The 20,588-nt window shown below is 56.5% G+C and carries 18 protein-coding genes; 15 read left to right on the top strand and 3 right to left on the bottom strand.

The features are described from left to right. The first annotated feature begins 78 nt into the window (after positions 1–78). Both ASH01S_RS10550 and ASH01S_RS10545 read left to right on the top strand, forming a co-directional pair. Positions 79–1,026 carry a D-2-hydroxyacid dehydrogenase gene (locus tag ASH01S_RS10550; protein WP_067927616.1) on the top strand — a complete coding sequence of 316 codons (948 nt, stop codon included), beginning with the start codon at positions 79–81 and terminating at the stop codon, positions 1,024–1,026. A gap of 107 nt (positions 1,027–1,133) precedes the next feature. Further along, positions 1,134–2,069: a fumarylacetoacetate hydrolase family protein gene (locus tag ASH01S_RS10545; RefSeq protein ID WP_067927615.1), complete on the top strand. Its 936-nt coding sequence runs from the start codon at positions 1,134–1,136 to the stop codon at positions 2,067–2,069. 116 nt (positions 2,070–2,185) lie between these two features. Here the strand turns inward: ASH01S_RS10545 and ASH01S_RS10540 are convergent, their stop codons facing one another. Then, a complete protein-coding gene (locus tag ASH01S_RS10540; RefSeq protein WP_067927614.1) occupies positions 2,186–2,788 on the bottom strand; it encodes a hypothetical protein in 603 nt (200 codons plus the stop codon). 307 nt (positions 2,789–3,095) lie between these two features. Here ASH01S_RS10540 and ASH01S_RS10535 point away from each other — a divergent pair, with 307 nt between their 5' ends. Continuing rightward, entirely contained in the window at positions 3,096–5,315 is a 2,220-nt protein-coding gene (locus tag ASH01S_RS10535) for a peptidoglycan-binding protein (protein ID WP_067927611.1), read from the top strand. Positions 5,316–5,426: 111 nt separating this feature from the next. On the opposite strand, the gene ASH01S_RS18875 is transcribed toward ASH01S_RS10535, so the two are convergent. Next, positions 5,427–6,173, bottom strand: coding sequence for a YoaK family protein (locus tag ASH01S_RS18875; protein ID WP_067927608.1), 747 nt, complete (start codon positions 6,171–6,173; stop codon positions 5,427–5,429). A 324-nt stretch (positions 6,174–6,497) separates the two neighbouring features. Between ASH01S_RS18875 and ASH01S_RS10525 the strand changes: the two genes are divergently transcribed. The 10 genes from ASH01S_RS10525 to ASH01S_RS10480 all read left to right on the top strand — a co-directional run bounded on the left by ASH01S_RS10525 (position 6,498) and on the right by ASH01S_RS10480 (position 15,681). Continuing rightward, a complete protein-coding gene (locus ASH01S_RS10525; protein ID WP_067927637.1) occupies positions 6,498–7,604 on the top strand; it encodes a ferritin family protein in 1,107 nt (368 codons plus the stop codon). Positions 7,605–7,616: 12 nt separating this feature from the next. Beyond that, positions 7,617–7,919, top strand: coding sequence for an MmoB/DmpM family protein (locus ASH01S_RS10520; RefSeq protein WP_083517046.1), 303 nt, complete (start codon positions 7,617–7,619; stop codon positions 7,917–7,919). A gap of 70 nt (positions 7,920–7,989) precedes the next feature. Further along, positions 7,990–9,498, top strand: a complete 1,509-nt coding sequence (locus ASH01S_RS10515; protein WP_067927606.1) for a YHS domain-containing protein — start codon at positions 7,990–7,992, stop codon at positions 9,496–9,498. 15 nt (positions 9,499–9,513) lie between these two features. Further along, positions 9,514–9,756: a hypothetical protein gene (locus ASH01S_RS10510; RefSeq protein ID WP_067927604.1), complete on the top strand. Its 243-nt coding sequence runs from the start codon at positions 9,514–9,516 to the stop codon at positions 9,754–9,756. 101 nt (positions 9,757–9,857) lie between these two features. Continuing rightward, positions 9,858–11,810, top strand: a complete 1,953-nt coding sequence (locus tag ASH01S_RS10505) for a XylR N-terminal domain-containing protein (protein ID WP_067927602.1) — start codon at positions 9,858–9,860, stop codon at positions 11,808–11,810. Next, positions 11,797–12,822 (top strand): NADH:ubiquinone reductase (Na(+)-transporting) subunit F, encoded by a 1,026-nt coding sequence (locus ASH01S_RS10500; RefSeq protein WP_067927596.1) that lies wholly within the window; start codon positions 11,797–11,799, stop codon positions 12,820–12,822. Before ASH01S_RS10505 ends, ASH01S_RS10500 begins: the two co-directional genes overlap by 14 nt. 112 nt (positions 12,823–12,934) lie before the next feature. Beyond that, on the top strand, positions 12,935–13,792 hold the full coding sequence (locus tag ASH01S_RS10495) for an alpha/beta fold hydrolase (protein ID WP_067927593.1): 858 nt from the start codon (positions 12,935–12,937) through the stop codon (positions 13,790–13,792). 87 nt (positions 13,793–13,879) lie between these two features. Continuing rightward, positions 13,880–14,311, top strand: a complete 432-nt coding sequence (locus tag ASH01S_RS10490; protein ID WP_067927590.1) for a GlcG/HbpS family heme-binding protein — start codon at positions 13,880–13,882, stop codon at positions 14,309–14,311. Positions 14,312–14,362: 51 nt separating this feature from the next. Then, on the top strand, positions 14,363–14,740 hold the full coding sequence (locus tag ASH01S_RS17955; protein WP_083517045.1) for a 2Fe-2S iron-sulfur cluster-binding protein: 378 nt from the start codon (positions 14,363–14,365) through the stop codon (positions 14,738–14,740). 14 nt (positions 14,741–14,754) lie between these two features. Beyond that, positions 14,755–15,681, top strand: a complete 927-nt coding sequence (locus ASH01S_RS10480; RefSeq protein ID WP_067927586.1) for a catechol 2,3-dioxygenase — start codon at positions 14,755–14,757, stop codon at positions 15,679–15,681. A 203-nt stretch (positions 15,682–15,884) separates the two neighbouring features. Here the strand turns inward: ASH01S_RS10480 and ASH01S_RS10475 are convergent, their stop codons facing one another. Beyond that, positions 15,885–17,546, bottom strand: a complete 1,662-nt coding sequence (locus tag ASH01S_RS10475) for a sigma-54 interaction domain-containing protein (RefSeq protein WP_067927582.1) — start codon at positions 17,544–17,546, stop codon at positions 15,885–15,887. 337 nt (positions 17,547–17,883) lie between these two features. Here ASH01S_RS10475 and gabT point away from each other — a divergent pair, with 337 nt between their 5' ends. Together gabT and ASH01S_RS10465 are read left to right on the top strand one after the other, a co-directional pair. After that, complete coding sequence (gene gabT, locus ASH01S_RS10470; protein ID WP_067927579.1) at positions 17,884–19,221, top strand: 4-aminobutyrate--2-oxoglutarate transaminase; 1,338 nt, start codon at positions 17,884–17,886, stop codon at positions 19,219–19,221. Positions 19,222–19,237: 16 nt separating this feature from the next. Beyond that, complete coding sequence (locus ASH01S_RS10465; protein ID WP_067927572.1) at positions 19,238–20,584, top strand: APC family permease; 1,347 nt, start codon at positions 19,238–19,240, stop codon at positions 20,582–20,584. The last annotated feature ends 4 nt before the right edge of the window (positions 20,585–20,588 follow it).

Below are 20,588 nucleotides of genomic sequence, written 5' to 3'. Positions count from 1 at the left end.
TTGTTCCAGATGGCCCGGGCCATCTGGAAATTCAACGAAAAAGAACTTCTATGACCATGATACGAGGAGGGATGTGGTGTGTTGTATTTTGCTCATCGAATGCGGGAGGAAGACAACGCCGCCTTGGTCGCCGGGGTCCATGACCGCGTCGTCTTCGGCCCTTTGCGGGGAGATGGGGGTTACGTACAAGCCCTGCAAGAGGCGGAGATGCTCGTCTGCCCAGGCGGGGCCATTACGGCGGAACTCATCAACCACTGCTCCCAGGTGCGTTGGATTCATTCCGTCTCGGCGGGAGTGGAGCGCGCTCCGTTTGCCCTCTTGCGCGAGCGCGGCATCCAATTATCCAATTCACGCGGAATACACGGCAAACCGATTGCGGAGCAGGCGCTGGGCATGATGATTGCCTTCTCGCGCGGATTGCACGCGAATTGGCAAAACCAGCGTGAGCGGAAATGGGAGCGTGTCTATCCGCTCAGCGAGTTGACGGAGAAGACGCTGTGCATCGTCGGTTCCGGCAGCATCGGACGTGAGGTGGCGCGCAAAGCCAAGGCGTTTGATCTGCGCGTCGTCGGGGTCAAACGCACCCCAGAGCCCCTGCCTAATCACGATGACGTCTTTGGATTCGAGCAACTGGACGCAGCGCTGGCGGTCAGCGACTATGTACTGGTACTCACCCCTTTGACCGAAACGACGTTTCATCTCTTTGACCGGGCGCGTTTCGCGCGGATGAAGCCGTCGGCCGTGTTTCTCAATTTTTCCCGCGGCGACGTGGTCGACGAGGCGGCGCTCATTGAGGCCCTGCAGTCCGGTCAGATTGCCGGTGCGGGACTGGATGTGTTTCACGAGGAGCCGCTCCCTCCCGAGAGCCCATTGTGGTCGATGGACCAGGTTCTCATCTCCCCTCACAACGGAGGTTGGACCCCACACCACAACCGACGGTTGGTGCCCATCATCCTGGACAACTACCATGCCTATCGCGAGGGGCGGCCGTTGCCAACCGGGGTGGATCTGGAACGAGGGTATTGACACAGGTGATTCGGAAAGGAGATGCGTCCGGTGGCGCATGTGAGCCAGCAAGTCCCGCAGGCCATCGATTGGAAACACTTAGCAGCACAGGACAGGGGGCCATCCACATGATTCGTACACTTCGCTATCTCGATCCGTCCGACGGCCGCGTTCAGTTGGGACTGCTTGAGGGGGACGACGTCTACAGCATCACCCGGCAGATTCCGGAGTGGACCTGCCCGATTGATATGTGGCGTGTGCTCACGGTGTTGGGTGTGCCGCTGGCGTCCGCTGTACAGCGCTTGCTGCAGGGCCCGGCGCTCTCGTTTATCGATTTGGAGCGGGGCGGTCGTCTGCTGCCGCCGGTGGCCTGCCCGGAGGTGTGGGCGAGTGGGGTCACCTACGAACGCAGCCGGGACGCCCGCAATGCGGAAACCCAGCTGCAGGACAGCGTCTATGACCGCGTGTACATCGCCGAGCGGCCGGAGTTGTTCTTCAAATCCACGTACCGGCGCCTGGTTGCACCCGAGCAGCCGCTGTCGCTGCGTTCGGATTCACACTGGATGGTGCCGGAGCCAGAGCTGTCGGTGGTGGTGGGCGAGCGCGGCGAGGTCATCGGGTGGACGATTGGCAATGACCTGAGTTCGCGCGACATTGAAGGGGAAAACCCGCTCTACTTGCCGCAGGCCAAGGTGTTCGCCAACAGTTGCGCGTTCGGGCCCGTCCTCTTGTGGAACACAGGCAGTGAACGGCCGCACGATTGGCGGGTGCGTATGACCATTCACCGTGACGGGGCCAGTGTGTTCTCGGGGGACATTGCGGTCAACCAGCTGCATCGGGGCGTCGACGAGTTGATTGCTTATCTGTTGCGTGATAATCCGATTCTCGACGGGACCGTGTTGATGACCGGCACCGGTATTGTTCCGCCGGACGAGTTCACCCTGGCGCCGGGCGATGTCGTGGAAATCTCGGTGGACGAAATTGGCACGCTGCGCAATCCGGTGAACGGGCCGACGCAGCGCGCCAGCGCAGAGCCGAGCCTGACTGCACGGCGGGATCGTTGACCTGCCGGGGAGGTGGCCGCGCTGACGCCGCCGTACAATGGGCAGCCACCGGGTCCGAAGTCAGTGGCTGCCGGCCGTGTTGTACGGCAGTTCGGCTGCCAGGCGGTATGGGCCTGTCAGGAGGTAGTCTTGGGTGACGCTGCGTGCGGTGGCAGCCGGCGAAGCAGTTCCAGGTGGATCTCCGCGGCCCGCTCCGGCGTGACGACTTCCTCCATATCGACCTTGTGTACTTGGGCGCTCGTCCCGTCGACGTACAGGTGTTCGCCGATCAAGCGGGCCTGCTCGTCATACGGCCATACGAACGCCTGCCTCGTCGTGTAGTGATAGTACGCGTCCTTGTCGTCCACCTCGACGCCAAACTCTTCGAGAATGTGGCCGGTTGTGAGAAAATGGAAGGTCAGTTCATCACACAGTCCCCAGTCCGCCACCGCAATTCGGTCGTCTGAGTTCCACATCACGTAGCGTGCCGCACTGCGATAAAACTCAATCACACCCTGCTTGCCGCGGATGACGGTGGGCACGCCCCAGTTGATGCGGTATACGGGCTCATCCACCATCATGTCGGGCGCCACAATCAACTCATACTGGCCGGAGCCTTCCAGATGTATGTGTCGACGGTAATTCTCCAGAATGGCTCGGTGATGCGGGTTGTCCGTGACCTCGAGGAGCTTGGCCACTGGCTCCGTGCATTGGTAGATTCCCTGTTCAAATCGATTCATATGCTACCAACCTCCTTGCGCACATTTACTTTCACTATCACTCTATTCACCCGAAACAAGGTTATGAATGCGCATTCTATTGGTACGCGATCCGCTTTCTTGCCCGCTGTGCTCGGATGGCGACGCCGAAGCGAAAGTAGAAAAGTGCTGAAAGTCAAGTGGATGTTGTAGGAAATCGAAGTTTCTTGTCGAAGTCATTTTGTATCCGATAGGAAAGCCAGCTCCTTTCAGTGGTACCTGTCGGAATTACTTCTATCTCCAGACAGTCACATAGGGTTGTTTGGTTTGCAAGGAGGCGAGTGCACTGTTGAAGAAACGGACCTATGCCGCCGTGTTGGCTCTGGCCGGAATGGGCGCGGTTACGACCACCGGGGTTGCCGGAGAGACCCCTATGGTGGCGTTTGCGGCGAGTTACCCGACCGTCAGCATAGGCTCCCACGGTTCCACCGTCGTGTACCTGCAAAACCGGCTCAATGCGCTGGGTTACAGCTGTGGCAAGGCGGATGGCATTTTTGGCCCGAAGACGTTGGCTGCCGTGAAGAAATTCCAAAAGGCAAAGCACCTGACTGTCGATGGCATCGTAGGACCCAAGACCTGGGCTGCTCTGACCGGGTCAACATCCTCTGGCGGGACCTCCGGGAAGTCTTCCTCTTCCCAGTCATCGAGCAAATCATCCACCGTCACCATCTCATCAACCCCCACGCTGCGCGAGGGCTCCAGTGGGTCTGCCGTCAAAACGCTGCAGACCGCGCTGAATCAACTGGGATATTCGTGCGGCACGGTGGACGGTGTGTTTGGCTCGAAGACGTTGTCCGCCGTGAAAAAGTTTCAGAAGGCAAAGGGACTCGTCATGGACGGGGTTGTGGGGCCAAAAACCTGGGCCGCTCTGAAATCCGCGTTAGGGAGCGTCGCTTCGCGCGGAGGGACGCCGCCAACCAGCGTAACGACAGGTTCTTCGTCCGGATCGTCAGGTTCCAGTTCATCGGGTTCGACTTCATCCGGATCTAGCTCGTCCGGATCGAAGTCGTCCGGCTCTAGCTCATCTGGATCCAGTTCCTCGAACCAAGGACCGGCCTATCCGGGGACCGTCTTAAAGGTCGGATCTCAGGGAACGGCGGTCAAGGAAGTCCAGCAGAAGCTCAACGAACTCGGGTATTCCTGCGGTACGGTCGATGGGGATTTTGGTCCTAAGACGGAGAGCGCCGTAAAGGCATTTCAGAAAGCGAAAAAACTGACGGTTGACGGACAAGTTGGACCGGCGACGTGGTCGGCGCTGTTCAACGTGAAAGTCACGACGTCCAATCCGTACACCAATGTGGATTTGCGCTATTCGGCCCCCAAGTCTGTGACGGCAAGCCAGATTGATCAATGGGTTGCCTCGAACCACCCTGGCAACATGGAGGGACTGGGTACATACTTCATCGAGGCGCAAAACAAGTACGGTACCAATGCGACCTACCTGTTGGCGCACGCCGCGCTGGAAACAGGTTGGGGAAGCAGTTGGCTGGCCACTCAAAAGAACAACTGGTTTGGCTACGGGGCGTACGACAGGGACGCCAATGGCTTCGGCGGCACGTTCCCGTCCAGCGAATACGCCATCCTGTTTGAGGCGTGGGAGGTACGCCAGAACTACCTGACGCCAGGGGCGTCCAACTATCATGATTCGCCTACGCTGACCGGGATGAACGCCAACTATGCCACCAGTTCCACTTGGGCTGACAGCATTGGCGACATCATGGGCGAATATGTGTCGGAGACGGGCGGATCGGCCAGTGATTATGTGCAGTATCAGGCTTCCAACGACCCGCCGGCGCCCGCCTCGAGCACGGAACCGGTGTACAAAGTGAGCACCAATTCGGTGGCGCAAGTTGCGCCCAACTCGCCGTACAGCGCTCTACCTGTCTTTTCGTCGCTCAGTGACGATGCGGCCGGCTCGTTCTTGTACGGTACTTTATCCCAGACGAGTTCCTCGGTTTCCTATCCGTCGGTGAAAAAACTGCAGCAAAGACTCAATGATCTTGGTTATTCCTGCGGCCAGGTTGACGGAGAGTTTGGGCCCAAGACTACCAGCGCCCTAAAACAGTTTCAGGCGGCACATGGCCTCTCGAAAACCGGCGTGTGCGACGATGCCACCTGGGCGAAGTTGTTCCCGGCTACCGGTACGGCGTTGCAAAAGGGGAAAACGTACCATATCGATGAGATGGCCCAGTTTATGACCGATGGCATGGAGGACGGGATCAAACAATTCGTGACCCTCTGGTACCACGTCGTGGGCTACGGCTGGGTGCCCTCGACCGAAGTGCAGCTTAACAATGTCTATCAGGTGATTCCGGCGCAGGGATACACACTGAAGCTGACCGGATCGGCCGGTTCCGTGACGCTGCATCGAGGGGATTTTGCGGTGAAAAACTCGTCCGGGCAGCTGGAAGTCTACAATCAGAGCAGTGGCAAGCTGATTGTCGGCAAGCCCAGCGCTTCGTACACTTTGCAGCAATTCAAAACGCCAGTGGTTCACAGCGGCGGTTGATTGTAGTCCATCATTGCCGAAACGCCAAACGTCCGTCTCCGCTCAGGCGGGGACGGGCTGTCCTTGTGATGAAGCCGTGGTGCTTCCTTCAAGACCGGGGGCGCAATGCGGTCACAAGGTGACGCGAGTGTTGCGTCCTGCACCCACGCGCAACCACGAGTAGCAGGACGCAATCACGACGACAAAGACGATGACAATCGGCAGCCAAACGGCTTGCAAGCCGAAACGGCGCACGCACAATCCACAGACCAGCGCGCCGATCCCGTACGTGACGATGACAGTGATCCATGTCAGTATCGATTGGAGACTGGCGCGCGCAGCACTGCGTTGTTCCGTATTTCGGTTGCCCCGTTGGATCCAACTCCGCCACTGCCACACCACCGTTTCCACCAGGCCCAGCAGGGTGCTGGTGATGACCACTGTGGTCACACCGGGAATGCCAATGCGGCGGGCACCGGTGCCCTGCAGCCCCATGGCCATCGACAAGGCGACAATTAAGTAGAAGTCCCGGTTGGGAATCTGGGTCCCTCCATATGTGGCCAGGACGAGAAACGCCAGCAATGCTGCCCATTCACACGCAAGGACGGCGGAGAGCCGAACATTCAGGCGGGCAGATTCGGTCCGGTTGCGGAAAATCCAGGCGCCCAGGGCCGCTCCCGCGGTAAATCCTCCGAGCGCTGCGACGTAGCGCATTGCCGTCAATCCCGGCGCGTGCGCCACGGCCAGGCCGAGCAATACCGTGTTGCCGGTCATGGCGGCGGTGAACACTTGGCCTAACGAGAGGAAGCTGATGGCGTCCACACAGCCTGAGGTCAGGGTCAGCAAGACCGTGAACATGCGGATCCCCAGGGAGTTCATCGTGTCCACTCCTCTCCTTTTCCCAGCGCATTGGGGCCTGTGGCCGCTCGCGCATCTGAAGACATCATAGCAGACGCATGCTGCGGCGGAACGGGGTGAAGGGAAAAGCCAACCACCGTTTTGCGAAATCCTCGCTATATCGGGCTGAATTTTATATAAATACACACTTTCCGCGCAACCGACGTCAGGAGAAAATGAGGATGAACAACGAGTTCGAGCCAGAAGCACCCGATTGCGCACGGAGAGGGGTGACGGCCACATGTAGAGAGTTTTTCTACAAGGTAGACATGAACATCCACATGGAAGGGGGGGACTGCCGTGACCATGCAGGCCAGAAACCTGCAGCCGATTCGACAGCAGCCATGGGACTGGGCGACCAAGAATGAGTACGAAGAAGTCACTTTGCGGGAACAGCCTTACATCCATGGTCACTACCGAAACAAGTATTACAAGCCAGACTACGATATCTACGATCCGCGCTACACGCGCGTCCGCGTGCGTGACTGGGAAGCGTTTCGTGATCCTAAAAAGTTATGGTATCAGACGTACGTGATGACGCGCAAGAAGATGGCGGATGAGGTAGAAGCGTTGTTTGAACGCGCAGGCAAGTTGGCCATCTACGAACGGGTGGACCCAGCCTGGAGGAAATTCAGTCTCGCCTTCTATACACCCCTGCGCCACTACGAGTACGCCGGAGCTGTGCAGCTGCAGCACGTCGTACGCTACGCCATGGGGTGTCCTATCGAGCAGGCCGCTACGTACACCGCGTTCGATAAGCAGGGACGCGCGCAGTGGTTGAGTACGTGGGCTTTGGAGTTTGCCGGCGGGGAAGGGCTGCAAGCCTTGCAACACGCTCGCCAACTGTGGCTGGAGGACGAATCTTACGATAAGCTGCGCAGCTACATGGAACACGTGCTTGTTACGGACGATTGGGTCGAGGTGTTGGTCGCCTTGCACTTGGCGATTGAGCCCATCCTAGACCGTCTGGCGTATGAACAGCTGAATGCGATTTCAATTGAACACGGGGATCCTGTATTGGCCGAATTGGCGCTTATCTGCTCCGAGCAGGTGCAATGGCAAGAAAACTGGACGGCCAGTCTCTTTCAGTTGATTGCCACTGATCCTACCACCAGCCGTTGGGACTATCTGAAGTCGCTCGGGTACGAAGACTGGCCTGGGGATTACCGTTGGGGGAGAACCTTGTCGAATCCGAAAAGCACCCCGGAAGAAACCTTGACCAATCAGGAAATTATGTCGCAGTGGGCGAGCAAGTGGATCAGCAGAGCCATACAGGCGGTGACGCCGCTGCAAAGTCTGTTGGATCGCCACGGTATCTCTTGTGCGGTTGAACCTGTGATGGAACGTGCCATGGCAAGTTACATCCTTCCCACCTTAGAAAAGTGCGGTATTGATGTAAAAATATCGGTTTAAGGGGAGATAGATGTGGCGACGTCACAACAGCAGTACGTAGGCGTGGATCTCGATAAGAATGGTGGGGCTGTCACCGACGCGGTTGTGGAGGCGATTCAGCAGGACAATCCCGGTGTCGAGCTGGTTGACTTCAATATTTACGTCAAGGTCAAAGCTCCGCAGCGGATGATCATTCGCCGACAACTGGTGGAGGACATCTTGGGACGCAACTGGGACCTTCAGGAGTTACACATGGTGATGGCCTCATACTTTGGTTTTATCGAAGAGTGGGATGAGGAGAAGCTTGTCATTCGCTGGAGCGCGGACGAGTCCTGAAACGAGCTGGGTTCCATGCTATTTCTATCAAACGGGACGGGATTCAAAACTGTAGAGGGGGGGATTTTCCATGGCCAAGTTAAATGTCAGCACGCGATATAAAGCGCTTACACGGGACCTGATGTGGGACCCTAAGGACGTGAATATAAAGGAGATTTATCCGCTGATTGAAGCGGAGGGGATTCACATTCGCGACCCCAAACGCTGGGAAGACCCATTTCGCATGACCTTTAACCAGTATGTAAAAATTCAATCCGAAAAGGAGCATTTGCACCATGCAATTCGCGGCGCGTTTGAGGCCAATCACGGGCACGCCCGCATTGTGGACAGTCGCTGGTTCGAGGGGGTCAAGGCGTTTGCTGTCGCGGTGCAACCGGCAGAGTACGCGGCACACCGGTTGATGGCCTACATTGGGAGAAATATTCCGATTGAGGCCATTCGCTTTGCCACCTTCAACCAGGCTGTTGACGAACTTCGTCACGCCCAAATAGAAATCAAACACTACGCTCACATGAGTCGGTATTATGACGGATTGCATGCCTACTCGAAGACAAACGAGAATCTTTGGTTCAACACAGTCCCCAAGTCATTTTTTGACGACGCCCTCACGTCCGGGCCCTTCGAGGCGTTGATCGCCATTTCGTTCTCGTTTGAATATGTGTTCACAAACATCTTGTTTCTCCCATTTGCTTCTTCAGCCGCGGCTGTGGGAGACGAACACTTTGCGTCCGTCGGAAAAAGCGTTCAGTCGGATGAATCGCGTCATATGGCGCTTGGCATGGCGGCGTTAAAGATGCTGCTGGAGGAAGACGATAGGAATATCCCGATTGTCCAGCGCTGGTTGGATAAATGGTTTTGGCGATGCTACCGCGTGTTCGCTGTCATCTCGACGTTGGTGGATTACTATCCACGAATACGAGCCATCTCTTGGAAGAAAGCGTTTGAAATGTACGTCGAGGACCAGGTGTTAAACGGTCTATTCAAGGACCTTTTCAAATATGGTATACGGCCACCGCGCCACTTTGAGGACAGTATGAAAGAGAAAGAACATTATTCGCATGCCACCATGAGGATTCTTGATCATTACAAGCACGCCAACTACTTCCGCGGTTTTCGCCTGCAGCCGGACGATTATGATTGGTTGTCCAGAGAGTATCCGAACACTTTCGAGCGGTATTACGCGCCGTTTTTCCGTAAGATGGATGATCACGTCATGGCTGTGGCCTCTCCTGGCCTACCGGCGGTTTGCGCGGTATGCCAAATCCCGTGTGAATATCCAAACCCGGATAGGCCCCAGGAATCTTGGACGCAGTATGTAGAGTACAACGGGAAGACACACATGCTCTGTTCTCCAGGTTGTCGCGACATTTTCCTTGCGGAACCTGAGAAATACATGCAGTGGTGGTGGCCGGCCGAGTCGTATCTGTCCGGGGAGTTCGGTTCATCGTTGGAAGACATGTTTGAGTATTTCGGGTTCACGCCGGAAGAGGCCAATGAACATTATTCCTCGCGAGATTATCACCGTTGGATCCGCTACCGCGAGGAACTGGGCTTAGACAAAAGGTTTGAAACGGTTTGAGAGGGGGCATCGTTCGTGCTGGTATGGGTGCGAGTGCCATCTGACGACCGGTTTCTGAGTCACCAGGGAGTGCCGGCTCACCCCGACATGAAGGCCCAAGAACTGTTGGATAAGGCAACTCAAATGTGGGGGTTACCAGAAGGAAAAACATACCAATTGGTTCGTTTGCACGCCACCGGTCAACAACCCGTGCATCTGGATAAAACGCTGCAGGAGAACGGGCTTCGTGATGGCGATCCGATCGACCTACTGGGTTAACGGACTGTCCGCGGATCGATGCCAATGACGTTCACATTCCTAGCACATCGTCTCCGAAGGCGTCGAGAGATCACCAGACTCACGTAGAGGGAGGGGTCTCGGTGAAGGCCAGGGAACTGCTGTTGGAGCGACTCATGGATATTGACCGGCGGAATGGGACGATACGATTCAATGATAAACGGATGACACTCATTTCGGTGGAGGCGTTGGGGATTTTACGCAGAGACTTGGCCAGTACGCTCGGCATGGAGCGGGCCAAAGGGTTTTTGATGCGCTACGGATGGGCGTGCGGGCAACATGACGCCCAATCGATTCAGACCATGTTTTCCTGGGATTCTGAGAGGGAACTGTACCTGGCCGGCCCCACTCTCCACACACTGGAGGGGACTGTCACCGTCGAGCCGTGGGAACTCCATGTCGATAAAGACAGCCATACGTTGTACTTCACCGGAGAGTGGCGCAACTCGTATGAAGTGGACGAACATGTGCGGCACTTTGGCATGAGTGACGAGCCGGTCTGTTACACACTGCTCGGCTATGCAAGCGGTTACCTATCGGAAATCTTTGGCGAGCCAGTCCTGGTTACGGAGTCTAAGTGTCGAGGAAAAGGGGACTCCCAGTGTGTATATGTGGCCAAGTCATTAGCGAATTGCAGTGAGCAAGAACGCCAGATGTTCCGTTATTTTGAGGCGGAGTCGCTGGCCACTGAACTGGATTTAGCCTATCGCAGGCTACATCACCTGAACCAGACGCTGATTCAATCGCTGAACCTCCATAGGCGGCTGAGTGAATTAGTGTTTGAGGGGAAGAACCTCTCCATTATTGTACAGGTCATTCAAGAGGTCATGCAGCGCAGCGTCGTGTTGGAAGGGAGAAGGGGGCAACTGTTATTGAGTTCCTGGCACGAGACATCTCATCGGTTTTCGTATACGAGTTGGAAACGCCAGGATAACCCCGTTCCCAACCGAGAGTCTCCGGTAGGCCCGCACGTTCAGTGTGAAGTGGATGGCGTCTGCATTGACGCGTTTGTCATCCTCGCAAATCGCACACGGTTGGGGCGACTGGTTTTGGTGGGGGACAGCCCAATCGCAGAGGAAGCGTACGTCCTTGTGGAGCGGGCGCTCAACGTGTGCGCTGTACAGATGTTTTATGAGCAGCTGTTGCTCAAGGATAGTGAACAGAAGATCGGCGACTTTCTGGACGGTATCCTGCAAGGCAGCTACAGTGAACAGGAGATAGCGTACCGAGCACGCATGTTGGACCTCAATCCGGAGGATGCATATCGGGTCATGGCCGTGCGTGTAGAACCTGAGGAGCAGCAGGACGATGTGCTCGAGCTGATTCGTAATCGGTTTCAAGATTTCCACTTCTTCAGCAAAGGCTGTCACATCCTTGGTCTGATTTGCTGCACGAAAGTCCAAAACCCGCCCTGGGACTTAGAAAAACTGTGCCAGTCCATCGTTCTTCACATCCGTCGCAGGCTCAAGGCTGTATCGGTGTCCGTGGGGTGTGGGCGGATGGTATCCTCCATGTCCGATATCGGCAACAGCTACGAAGACGCGAAACTGATTGCCGACTGGGTCCTTGCACAAGGGCACAGCACACCAACCTGCGGACATGCATTTGGGATCTTCGAGGGATTTCAGACGGTGCTGATGTTGGTGAAGAGTGTCGGGCATCCGGATGTGATGCGGTTTTATGAATCGGTGCTCGGGCGGCTGGTGCAATACGATGCGGCACATCGTGGGGAGCTTTTGCCGACCCTGCGTACGTACTTGGAACACACGGGCAACATTCGGCGCGTTGCGAGTGAATTGTACGTCTCAGAAACGGGTGTCCGCTACCGAGTCGGCAAGATTCAGGAGTTATGCGGACTGGACTTGAACCGTGGACACGACCGATTTGTCGTGCAAATGGCGTTACAGATTCATGACAGCTTATCTTTGGCCGCACTTGACCCCCGCATAGGTGGGCAGGGGACCCATCACATGACGCTCCCATCCTTGGCCAGTGCCCAACTCACGGAGGAGGAAGCAGTGGATGAACGCGATTGACTCGTTGACCACATACCGGATTAGCTTGGAGCCCAGCGGTCGTGAGGTGGTCTGCAAGGAAGGACAGACACTCTTGGACGCGGTCCTTCGCTCGGGGTTTCCGATACCGTACGGGTGTCGCCACGGCAACTGTTCGTCTTGCAAGGCGCGCGTGTTAGAGGGTGACTATCAGTTGATGGACCGAGTTTCGGAGTTCGCGCTCATGAGCTTTGAGCGCAGCGAAGGATACGTCCTGATGTGCAGCACCCTCCCGGAGAGCGACATGGTCGTCGAAGTCGAGGAACTCGAAGAAGAGGAGGGGGCTAGGTACTATCCCATCCATGACTTTGACGGGGTGGTGGTCGAAAACACGCCTTACACACACGACATTCACAAACTGACGGTACAGATGGACAGGCCGAACTTCGACTATGCTGCTGGGCAGTTTTGTGAGTTTGTCATCCCCGGCATGGAGGATTCGCGGGCCTATTCTATGGCCACCCCGTGCACCAATGCCGGGCTTCTGGAGTTTCATATCAAGCGGATTCCGGGAGGCAAAGGGTCCAATTACATGTGCGACCTCCAACCTGGAGACTCGATCCAAGGATCTGGGCCATATGGAAAAATGTACTTAAGGAATAGAAGCAAGCCGTTGTTGTTCGTCGCCGGCGGGTCGGGGATGGCGCCAATCAAGGCGATGCTCGAGGATTTGTTCACCCAGCCGATTACCGATGATGTTTGGTTTTTCTATGGTGCCCGGACAAAGAAAGACCTGTATCTGCTCGATTATTGGACCAATCTGCAGGAGACTCACGACAGGTTCCACTTCATTCCGGCTTTGTCGGACAAGGAACCGCTCGATGAGTGGTCTGGGGAGGAAGGGTACATTGCTGATGTGGTGGCCAAATACATGGAGGATTTCCTGGGCATGGACGCATACCTGTGTGGCCCGCCAATTCTCATTCAAACCACATTAAAGGTTTTGTACAAGGGCGGGTTGAGAAGCTCCAATATATTCTACGACGAATTTTAAGAGTGTTCCTGTGTGCCAGGGGCTGGAGTTTTTGTGATCTAAGTCGCTCGAATATATGTATCTAGTGGATGAAGACCCGGCGTTCCTGATTCCAGGTTGAGGAGTGTAGGCCATGCTTGACGAAGACGCACTTGAACAGGGCGAGTACATCGATGCAGGTGGAATTTTGACTCATTATCACGTCCACGGTGATGGACCTCCTTTGGTGATGATTCACGGCTCGGGACCCGGAGTTTCTGCTTGGGCGAATTGGGGGCGGGTTATCCCCTTTTTCGGTAACCACTTTCGGGTCTATGCGCCAGACATTGTGGGGTTTGGCAAAACGCAAAGACCTGTGGGGATTTCGTATGGCATGGATGTGTGGGTCCGGCATATCTACGACTTCGTCCGCGCTGTCACGAGTGAACCGGTGCATCTCATTGGCAATTCAATGGGTGGGGCACTGACGTTGCGCCTGGCAACGGAGCACCCAGAACTCTGTCGCAGATTGGTTTTAATGGGGTCGGTGGGAGTTCCGTTTGAAATGACGGAAGGCTTGCGAGCAGTCTGGGGATACAGGGCGCGGGACCTGCAGGAAATGGAACGACTTCTGGACATTTTCACTTACAACAAGGAGTACCTCACGCCTGGATTGGCGGAAATGCGCTACCAAGACAGTCTGCATCCGGAGGCTCGCACTGCGTACGAACGAATGTTTGGTGAACCCCTGGAGGAACGGTTACGGGACATGGTTACGCCAGATGATGATATTCGGAAGATCGAGAATGCGACCTTGATTATTCACGGACGGGAAGATGAGGTCATTCCACTGGAGAATGCGTATCGTTTGTTCACGCTTTTGCCGAGAGCGGAGCTACATGTGTTTGGTCAGTGTGGTCATTGGACGCAAATTGAGCGCAAAGATGGATTCTGCGTGCTGGTTTCGGATTTTCTTCTGGGAAGTGATGGTCGTGAGAGAATGAATATTTGATTACTTGATGTTCACTATGGACGTACCTTCACGATAAGTGGTGTCTCGGTGGGAAAGAGGTTTCATACAGGGAGGCGGAATGTATTAGTGGACAGGTACCAAGTTGAGAAGTGCATAACCATCGACTTTGCGGAAGCGCTGATTCAACGTGCCACAGAAAAGGCAAAGGAATTGGGGGTGGTGGTCAACATCGCCATTACTGACGAGGCGGGGCATCTTAAGGCGTTTCGCAGAATGGATAAGGCACCACTGCTGTCGATTGGAATTGCCCAGAGGAAGGCGTACAGCGCTGCCGCCTTCCGGATGCCGACAAATCGGTGGTACAACATGCTAAAAGAAAATCCACGGCTATTACTGGGTATTCCCCATACGCCGGACCTGGTCATCTTTGGCGGCGGGGCACCTATCGAAGTTGACGGAGAGATGATTGGAGCCATTGGGGTGAGTGGAGGATCTGAAGCTGAGGACGAAGCCGTGTGCGAAGCGGCGTTGGCAATTATCCAGCAGGAATACTTGTGATGTTTTCGTATCTGAACCACCTTATGACGAGCATAGCGAAAGGGTGGGGATATGGAACTTAATAGCAGTGACGATGGATTTTTGGTCCATGTTGAACCCTACGGAAAAGAGGTGAGGGGGCTTCCGGGTGAAACCCTTCTGCAGGCACTCATGCGCCAATTTTATGGCAGGGAAGGCCATCCCTTGTTTTTCGGTTGTCGGCGGGGAGGATGTGCCTCATGTAAGATGCGTCTGCTCTTTGGAGACGTGGATCACAGCGCGGTTTATTCTCGAGCTGCTCTTCCGGATGATGAAAAGGCACAAGGATACATTCTAGCGTGCAAGTCGTTGCTCAAAACTCATGTCTCCATATACATGACAAGTCGCCTTGAAAGGTTGGTTATGCTGCGGCGAAAACATGTGGGCAACTCTACATGTAGAGAAAAATGAAGGAGGAAATGCAGATGGGAGAAGGAATCATGCGCTTGGGTTTCGTTGACGTTCGCGTAACGGATTTAGAGGCGGCGAGCCAACACTATGTCGACGTGATGGGGTTGCAAGAGACTAGCCGGACTGAAGACACAGTCTATCTGAAAGGTTGGGACGAGTACGACCACCATTCCATCGTGCTTCGTCAGTCTGATCGGGCCGGTCTGGTCAAAATGGCATTCAAGGTTCACACGTATGAAGACCTCGAGAGATTGGAAAAACAAGTTCATCAGCATGGCGCTATAGTAACCCGTGTATCCAAAAACGAAAATTTCAAGGTGGGTGAGGGAATTCGGTTTCGGTTGCCGTCGGGCCATATTATGGAATTGTTTGTCGACATGGACTATGTAGGTAAAGCCATTCCGCAGATTAATCCCGTACCGGCGCCTGAAGGTCTCATAGGTGTCGGGGTTCCTCGGATAGACCACTTGCTCATTACAGCAGAGAGACCGCACGAGACAATCGAATTTCTTATGAAATCACTGAATTTCTATATGAGTGAAAAGGTGGTTGAGAACGAGCGTTCGGATACCCCCATGTCAGCATGGTTGTTCAGGAGCAACACGCCCCATGATATCGCGGTCATCCCAGGCAGAGACGAAGGCCTTCACCACTTTGCGTTCTGGTTGGATGAATTCAACGAGTTGCGCAAAGCTGGAGATATATTTTCCAAGCATGATGTGCCGATTGACGTTGGAATTGAGCGTCACGGTATCACGCGCGGTCAGACAATCTATTATTTCGATCCGTCAGGGAATCGCAACGAAGTGTTTACCGGAGGATATATTGCCTATCCCGATATGCCTGTGGTGAAGTGGACGGTGGATCAGTTGGCGCGCGGCATCTTCTATTTCAACCACCGCCAGGAGTGGCTCGAAGGTTTCACCGGTGTCACGACCTGACAAGCTGTTTTCGGGGTGGGGTAAATGCCATTGTGCTTCGTTTCGATGGCCTGCGGTGACGGCATGTTGCGAATCCGCCACCCTGCCCCACATAAATTTGCAAAGTACAACACGACACGGCGCACGGATTCGCGACGGTCAGTATCGTCGTAGTATAGCGTTTATGATATGATTCGTGCAGCTGCAGCCCGTTCACTGGCTAGTCACCTTCCCCCGATTCCATATCGCCTCAGCTTGCGCACGACGCTGGATTGGCTGATGCCCAGCGCCTTGGCCATCGCGTAGGTGGAAGCATGGGACGTTGCCGCCTGCGCCAAAATGTGTCGTTCGTATTCTTCCAGCAGTTCCTTGAGGGTTTGGCCCGTTGGGAGTTGCGCAGGCTGCCTGACGGCTGAAACCGGAGGATGCGGAATCTCCCACTGGGCGTCGGTCTCCCATGTCGGTTCTTCCATGGCCTGGCGCACCACGTGTGGCGTGATGACGGCTATGTCCGACAACAGGACGACTCGTTGTGCGACGTTCTCCAGCTGGCGGATGTTGCCCGGCCATGGCAAGGATTCGATACAGCGCAACGTTTCCCGAGTCACCGTCCTGGGCGACGTGCCGAAGCGGCGGGCGTATCTGTCCACGGCTTCGCGGAACAGCCGCGACGCGTCCTCACGACGTTCACGCAGTGGCGGTATCGCAATCGGCAGCACGCTCAGCCGGTAATACAAGTCAGCACGAAACGTTCCCTGGTAAACCATGCTCCTGAGGTCGCGGTTGGTCGCGGCGACAATCCGGGTATTGACCCGGGTTGGACGCACACCACCGACACGGGTGAAGCTCTGTTCCTGTACAAACTGCAACAACTTGGATTGTACGGTGGGCGGCAGCTCGGCAATCTCGTCCAGAAACAGTGTGCCCCCGTCCGCCATCTCGACCAACCCCGGTTTGCCACGCCGGCCGGCGCCCGTGAAGGCCCCCGGCTCGTAGCCAAACAATTCACTTTCCAACAGGTTCTCGGGAATGGACGCGCAGTCGACACGCACAAACGGTTGACCGTTGCGTCGGCTGTGGGCGTGAATGTACTCGGCCAAGCGATTTTTGCCGACGCCTGTTTCTCCCAGTATCAGCACCGTCACGTCGGTGGCGGCCGCACGAGTGGCGGTTTTCAACACGGATTGCATGCGCGGGCTCTCGGCCACCAGAGTGATTGTGGGCCCAAATGCTGCGCCCTCTGCGTCTGCCCGCTGGGCGGTGTGCGGTATCAGCGGGGGCAGGTCTAACTCGGTCACGTCTTTGGCGCTCGTCACTACCTGAACAATATTTCCGTCTGCGTCGAAGACCGGATTGGCCGAGGCCATCAACCGTCTCCCGGATCGGGTGGTCTGAAGTACCGATACCCGCTTTTTCTCGCGCAGTACCATCGAGGTGACAGACGGGTAGAAGACCCCAGCCTGCTCGAGCTCGTAAACCGATTGGCCAATCAGTTCTTCCCGGGTCATGCCGTACATCTGCGCGGCCGCCTCGTTCACGCGAACCGTTCGTCCGTCGGCATCGGTGACGAATACCTCGTCCAGGCAAGAATCAAGAATCTGTTCCAATTCCCGGTTTTCCGCGGCCAGGCGCTGAACTTCGCGCCAGAGTTCGTCGCTGGCTTTTGGGATGCACTCCATCAGCATGCCAGCCTGCGTAGTCGCCGTCAGCGGATGCAGCCGATATGTGTAGCCGTCCGGAAGGTTCTGCGTGATTTCTTGCCAGGGCCGCCCTGTAGGCGCGGACGCGAATAGGGCGTTGGCGGCCGGATTGGCCCATGCCACGCGTTCCTGCGTCACCCACAGCAGCGGTGTATCCAGCACCGACAACAGGGCTGTCGACTCCATCCGCATCGTCTCCTCATTCTATGGAATATTTTCCCACACAGAGGGCAGGACCACTGATGCACATCTGCCCAGGCAAATGCATATTTGCATCAAAATATGAACCATCTCTGCAGCGAAAGCAAGTCGGGTTGTATGCATCTGGTCTCTGGCGAGGCGTCGCCGCCCCAGAGGACAGCGGGCAGCCTGGGTGAGGTTCCGGCATCACTTGTGGCTTCTTGCTTCCGGTTGCAGGCCAACCGCGTTACCATGGGAGATTCGGTGCAACGTTGGCATGATTTTTGCGTTTACCAAGAGGTACGAAAGATAGGATACTTAGGCTACTTAGGAGGAATGCATCGTGAGTGTATCCGGATCAACCCCTGTCAAGACCGACGCCCCTGCCGAGGCCTCGTACCGTCGCTACATCCCCAACGGCGTGAGCGTGCAGAACCCGGTTTGCATCGTCCGCGGTGAGGGCGCCCGCATGTGGGATGACGCTGGCAATGAGTACCTGGATTTCGCCGGAGGCATCGGCTGCTTGAACATCGGCAGCGCGCACCCGGAGGTCGTGCAGGTGGTGCAGGAGCAGGCTGCCAAACTGTTTCACACCTGCGTGCATGTCACCCTCAACCAACCCTACCTGGAGTTAGCGAAGAAGCTGTGCGAAATCACTCCAATTACCGGATCGAAGAAAGCGCTGCTGCTAAACAGCGGCGCCGAGGCCGTGGAGAACGCGGTCAAGGTGGCCCGGAGCTACACGGGCCGGTCGGCCGTCATTGCATTTGAACAGGCGTTTCATGGACGCACCAACTTCACCTTGGCGCTGACGAGCAAGGTGCACCCGTACAAAGCTGGCTTTGGTCCGTTTGTTCCGGAAGTCTACCGCCTGCCTTATCCCAACCCGTATCGCCGTCCGGAGGGGCAGAGCGAGGAGGAGTTTGTCGACGAGAGTGTGGCCATGGTCAAACGCGCCTTTGACATGTACGTCGACGCCAACAATGTCGCGGCGGTCATTCTCGAGCCTGTGCAGGGCGAGGGTGGATTCATCGTCCCACCGGCCGCTTTCCTGTACGAGCTGCGCCGCTTGTGCCGCGAGCATGGCATCGTTTTCATCGTCGACGAGGTGCAGACCGGGTTTGCCCGCACGGGCCGGCTGTTTGCCACCGAGCACTATCCCGGGCTCAATCCGGACGTCATCACGATGGCCAAGTCGATGGGCGCGGGACTGCCCATCTCCGCCGTCGTTGGCCGTGCGGAGATCCTCGACTCGACGGAGGTCGGCGGACTCGGTGGGACGTATGGCGGCAATCCGGTGGCGGCGGCGGCCGCGCTCAAGGTGATTGAAATCATGGAGCGCGACGACTTGCCCGCACGGGCTCGCAGGATTGGCGAAATCAGCATGGCCCGCCTGCGGGAGCTGCAGAGGGAGGTTCCGTACATCGGCGAGGTGCGCGGACAAGGCGCCATGGTCGCCGTCGAGTTTGTCCGTGGAGCCGACAAGGCCCCTTATCCGGAGCTGGTGGCGGAGATCTCGCGCCGCTGTCTGGAGGAGCGGTTGCTGACCATCAAGGCGGGGGTCTACAACAACGTCATTCGCATGTTGAGCCCGCTTGTCATCCAGGACGAAGAGCTTGTGGACGGACTGGATCGCCTAAAGCGAGCCATTCTTGGCGCGGTCCGGGCGCTGCATGGTTAACGGAGGAGATGCCTAGATGGAGCATGGGTTGCGGCGCACGCTGACCCTCTATCCGCTGGTGTTGTTCGGACTGGCCTACATGGCCCCTATGATTGTTTTCGGCACCTTTGGCGTCATGGACCAGACCACGCACGGGTCGGCGGTTACGGCTTATATCATCGCTTCCGTAGCGATGCTGTTCACCGCGTACAGCTACGGGCGAATGGCGAAAGCGTATCCGATTTCTGGCTCGGCGTACACGTACGTTCGGCGGACCATGGGTTCGCATCTTGGTTTTGTCATCGGCTGGGTAACCCTGCTGGACTACTTTTTCCTGCCCATGGTCATCTGGTTGATTGGCGGCGTCTACTTGAACGCCGTGCTGCCCGGCGTCCCGACGTGGATTTGGATTGTGCTGTTCATTGTCGTCACGACGATTATCAATGTGGTCGGCATCCGCGTCAGCACCAATGTCAACCTGCTGTTGATGATGTTCCAGTTCTTAGTGATTGCGATTTTCCTGGCCCTCAGTATCCGGGATGTTGCGCACGGAATGGGGGCGGGCCGTCTTCTGTCGGCGCAGCCCTTTGTGAATCCGCACGTCCAGTTTGGCTTCATCATGGCGGGTGCCAGCATTGCCTGTTATTCCTTTCTCGGTTTCGATGCCGTCACCACCATGACTGAGGAGACGATCCGTCCGGAGCCCACGGTGCCGCGCGCCATTATGCTGATTGTCCTGATAGGCGGAGTGATTTTCATCGCCGCGACGTACTTTACGCAGCTGGTGTATCCGGATTACACCAAGTTTGCGAATGCCGACGCGGGGGCGGTCGAGATTGCCCGGCAGATTGGCGGCAACCTGTTCACGGCCGTGTTCACGGCGGGGCTCATCATCGCCCAGCTTTCCTCCGGTATTTCCGCCCAGGCCAGCGCCGCACGCCTGCTGTACGCGATGGGCCGCGACAAGGTGTTGCCGCGCCGCTTTTTTGGCCGCATCCATGCGCGCTTTCGCACGCCGGATTTGAACATCCTGCTGGTTGGGCTCTTTGGTTTGCTGGCGCTGTTCTTCAGCGTCGAAACGTCGACCTCGTTCATCAATTTTGGCGCTTTCACGGCGTTCGCATTCGTCAACCTGGCGGTGATCGTTCACTACTTTGTCCAGCAGCGTTTGCGCGGCGGATGGGGCGCCATTCTCTACGGATTGCTACCGCTGATTGGCTTTGGCTTCGACGCCTGGCTGTGGCTGAATCTGGACCGGAACGCGATGATTTTGGGCGCCATTTGGCTGGTCGTGGGGCTGATTTACCTCACGGTGTTGACGCGCGGGTTCCGCGTGGCGCCGCCGGAGATGCGATTGGACGATTGGACCGCCATGGATGGTTGAGACG

This window comes from Alicyclobacillus shizuokensis NBRC 103103 (assembly GCF_001552255.1).
Lineage (GTDB): Bacteria > Bacillota > Bacilli > Alicyclobacillales > Alicyclobacillaceae > Alicyclobacillus_G > Alicyclobacillus_G shizuokensis.
The sequence above is the reverse complement of the archived record's forward strand: the minus strand, read 5'-3'. Positions and strand labels throughout refer to the sequence as shown.

Bases quoted from the DNA above. Each gene is read 5' to 3' on its own strand.
- ASH01S_RS10545 (WP_067927615.1), top strand. From the start codon at position 1,134: ATGATTCGTACACTTCGCTATCTCGATCCGTCCGACGGCCGCGTTCAG.
- ASH01S_RS10540 (WP_067927614.1), bottom strand. From the start codon at position 2,788: ATGAATCGATTTGAACAGGGAATCTACCAATGCACGGAGCCAGTGGCC.
- ASH01S_RS18875 (WP_067927608.1), bottom strand. From the start codon at position 6,173: ATGAACTCCCTGGGGATCCGCATGTTCACGGTCTTGCTGACCCTGACC.
- ASH01S_RS10525 (WP_067927637.1), top strand. From the start codon at position 6,498: ATGCAGGCCAGAAACCTGCAGCCGATTCGACAGCAGCCATGGGACTGG.
- ASH01S_RS10515 (WP_067927606.1), top strand. From the start codon at position 7,990: ATGGCCAAGTTAAATGTCAGCACGCGATATAAAGCGCTTACACGGGAC.
- ASH01S_RS10500 (WP_067927596.1), top strand. From the start codon at position 11,797: ATGAACGCGATTGACTCGTTGACCACATACCGGATTAGCTTGGAGCCC.
- ASH01S_RS10495 (WP_067927593.1), top strand. From the start codon at position 12,935: ATGCTTGACGAAGACGCACTTGAACAGGGCGAGTACATCGATGCAGGT.
- ASH01S_RS17955 (WP_083517045.1), top strand. From the start codon at position 14,363: ATGGAACTTAATAGCAGTGACGATGGATTTTTGGTCCATGTTGAACCC.
- ASH01S_RS10480 (WP_067927586.1), top strand. From the start codon at position 14,755: ATGGGAGAAGGAATCATGCGCTTGGGTTTCGTTGACGTTCGCGTAACG.
- ASH01S_RS10475 (WP_067927582.1), bottom strand. From the start codon at position 17,546: ATGGAGTCGACAGCCCTGTTGTCGGTGCTGGATACACCGCTGCTGTGG.
- ASH01S_RS10465 (WP_067927572.1), top strand. From the start codon at position 19,238: ATGGAGCATGGGTTGCGGCGCACGCTGACCCTCTATCCGCTGGTGTTG.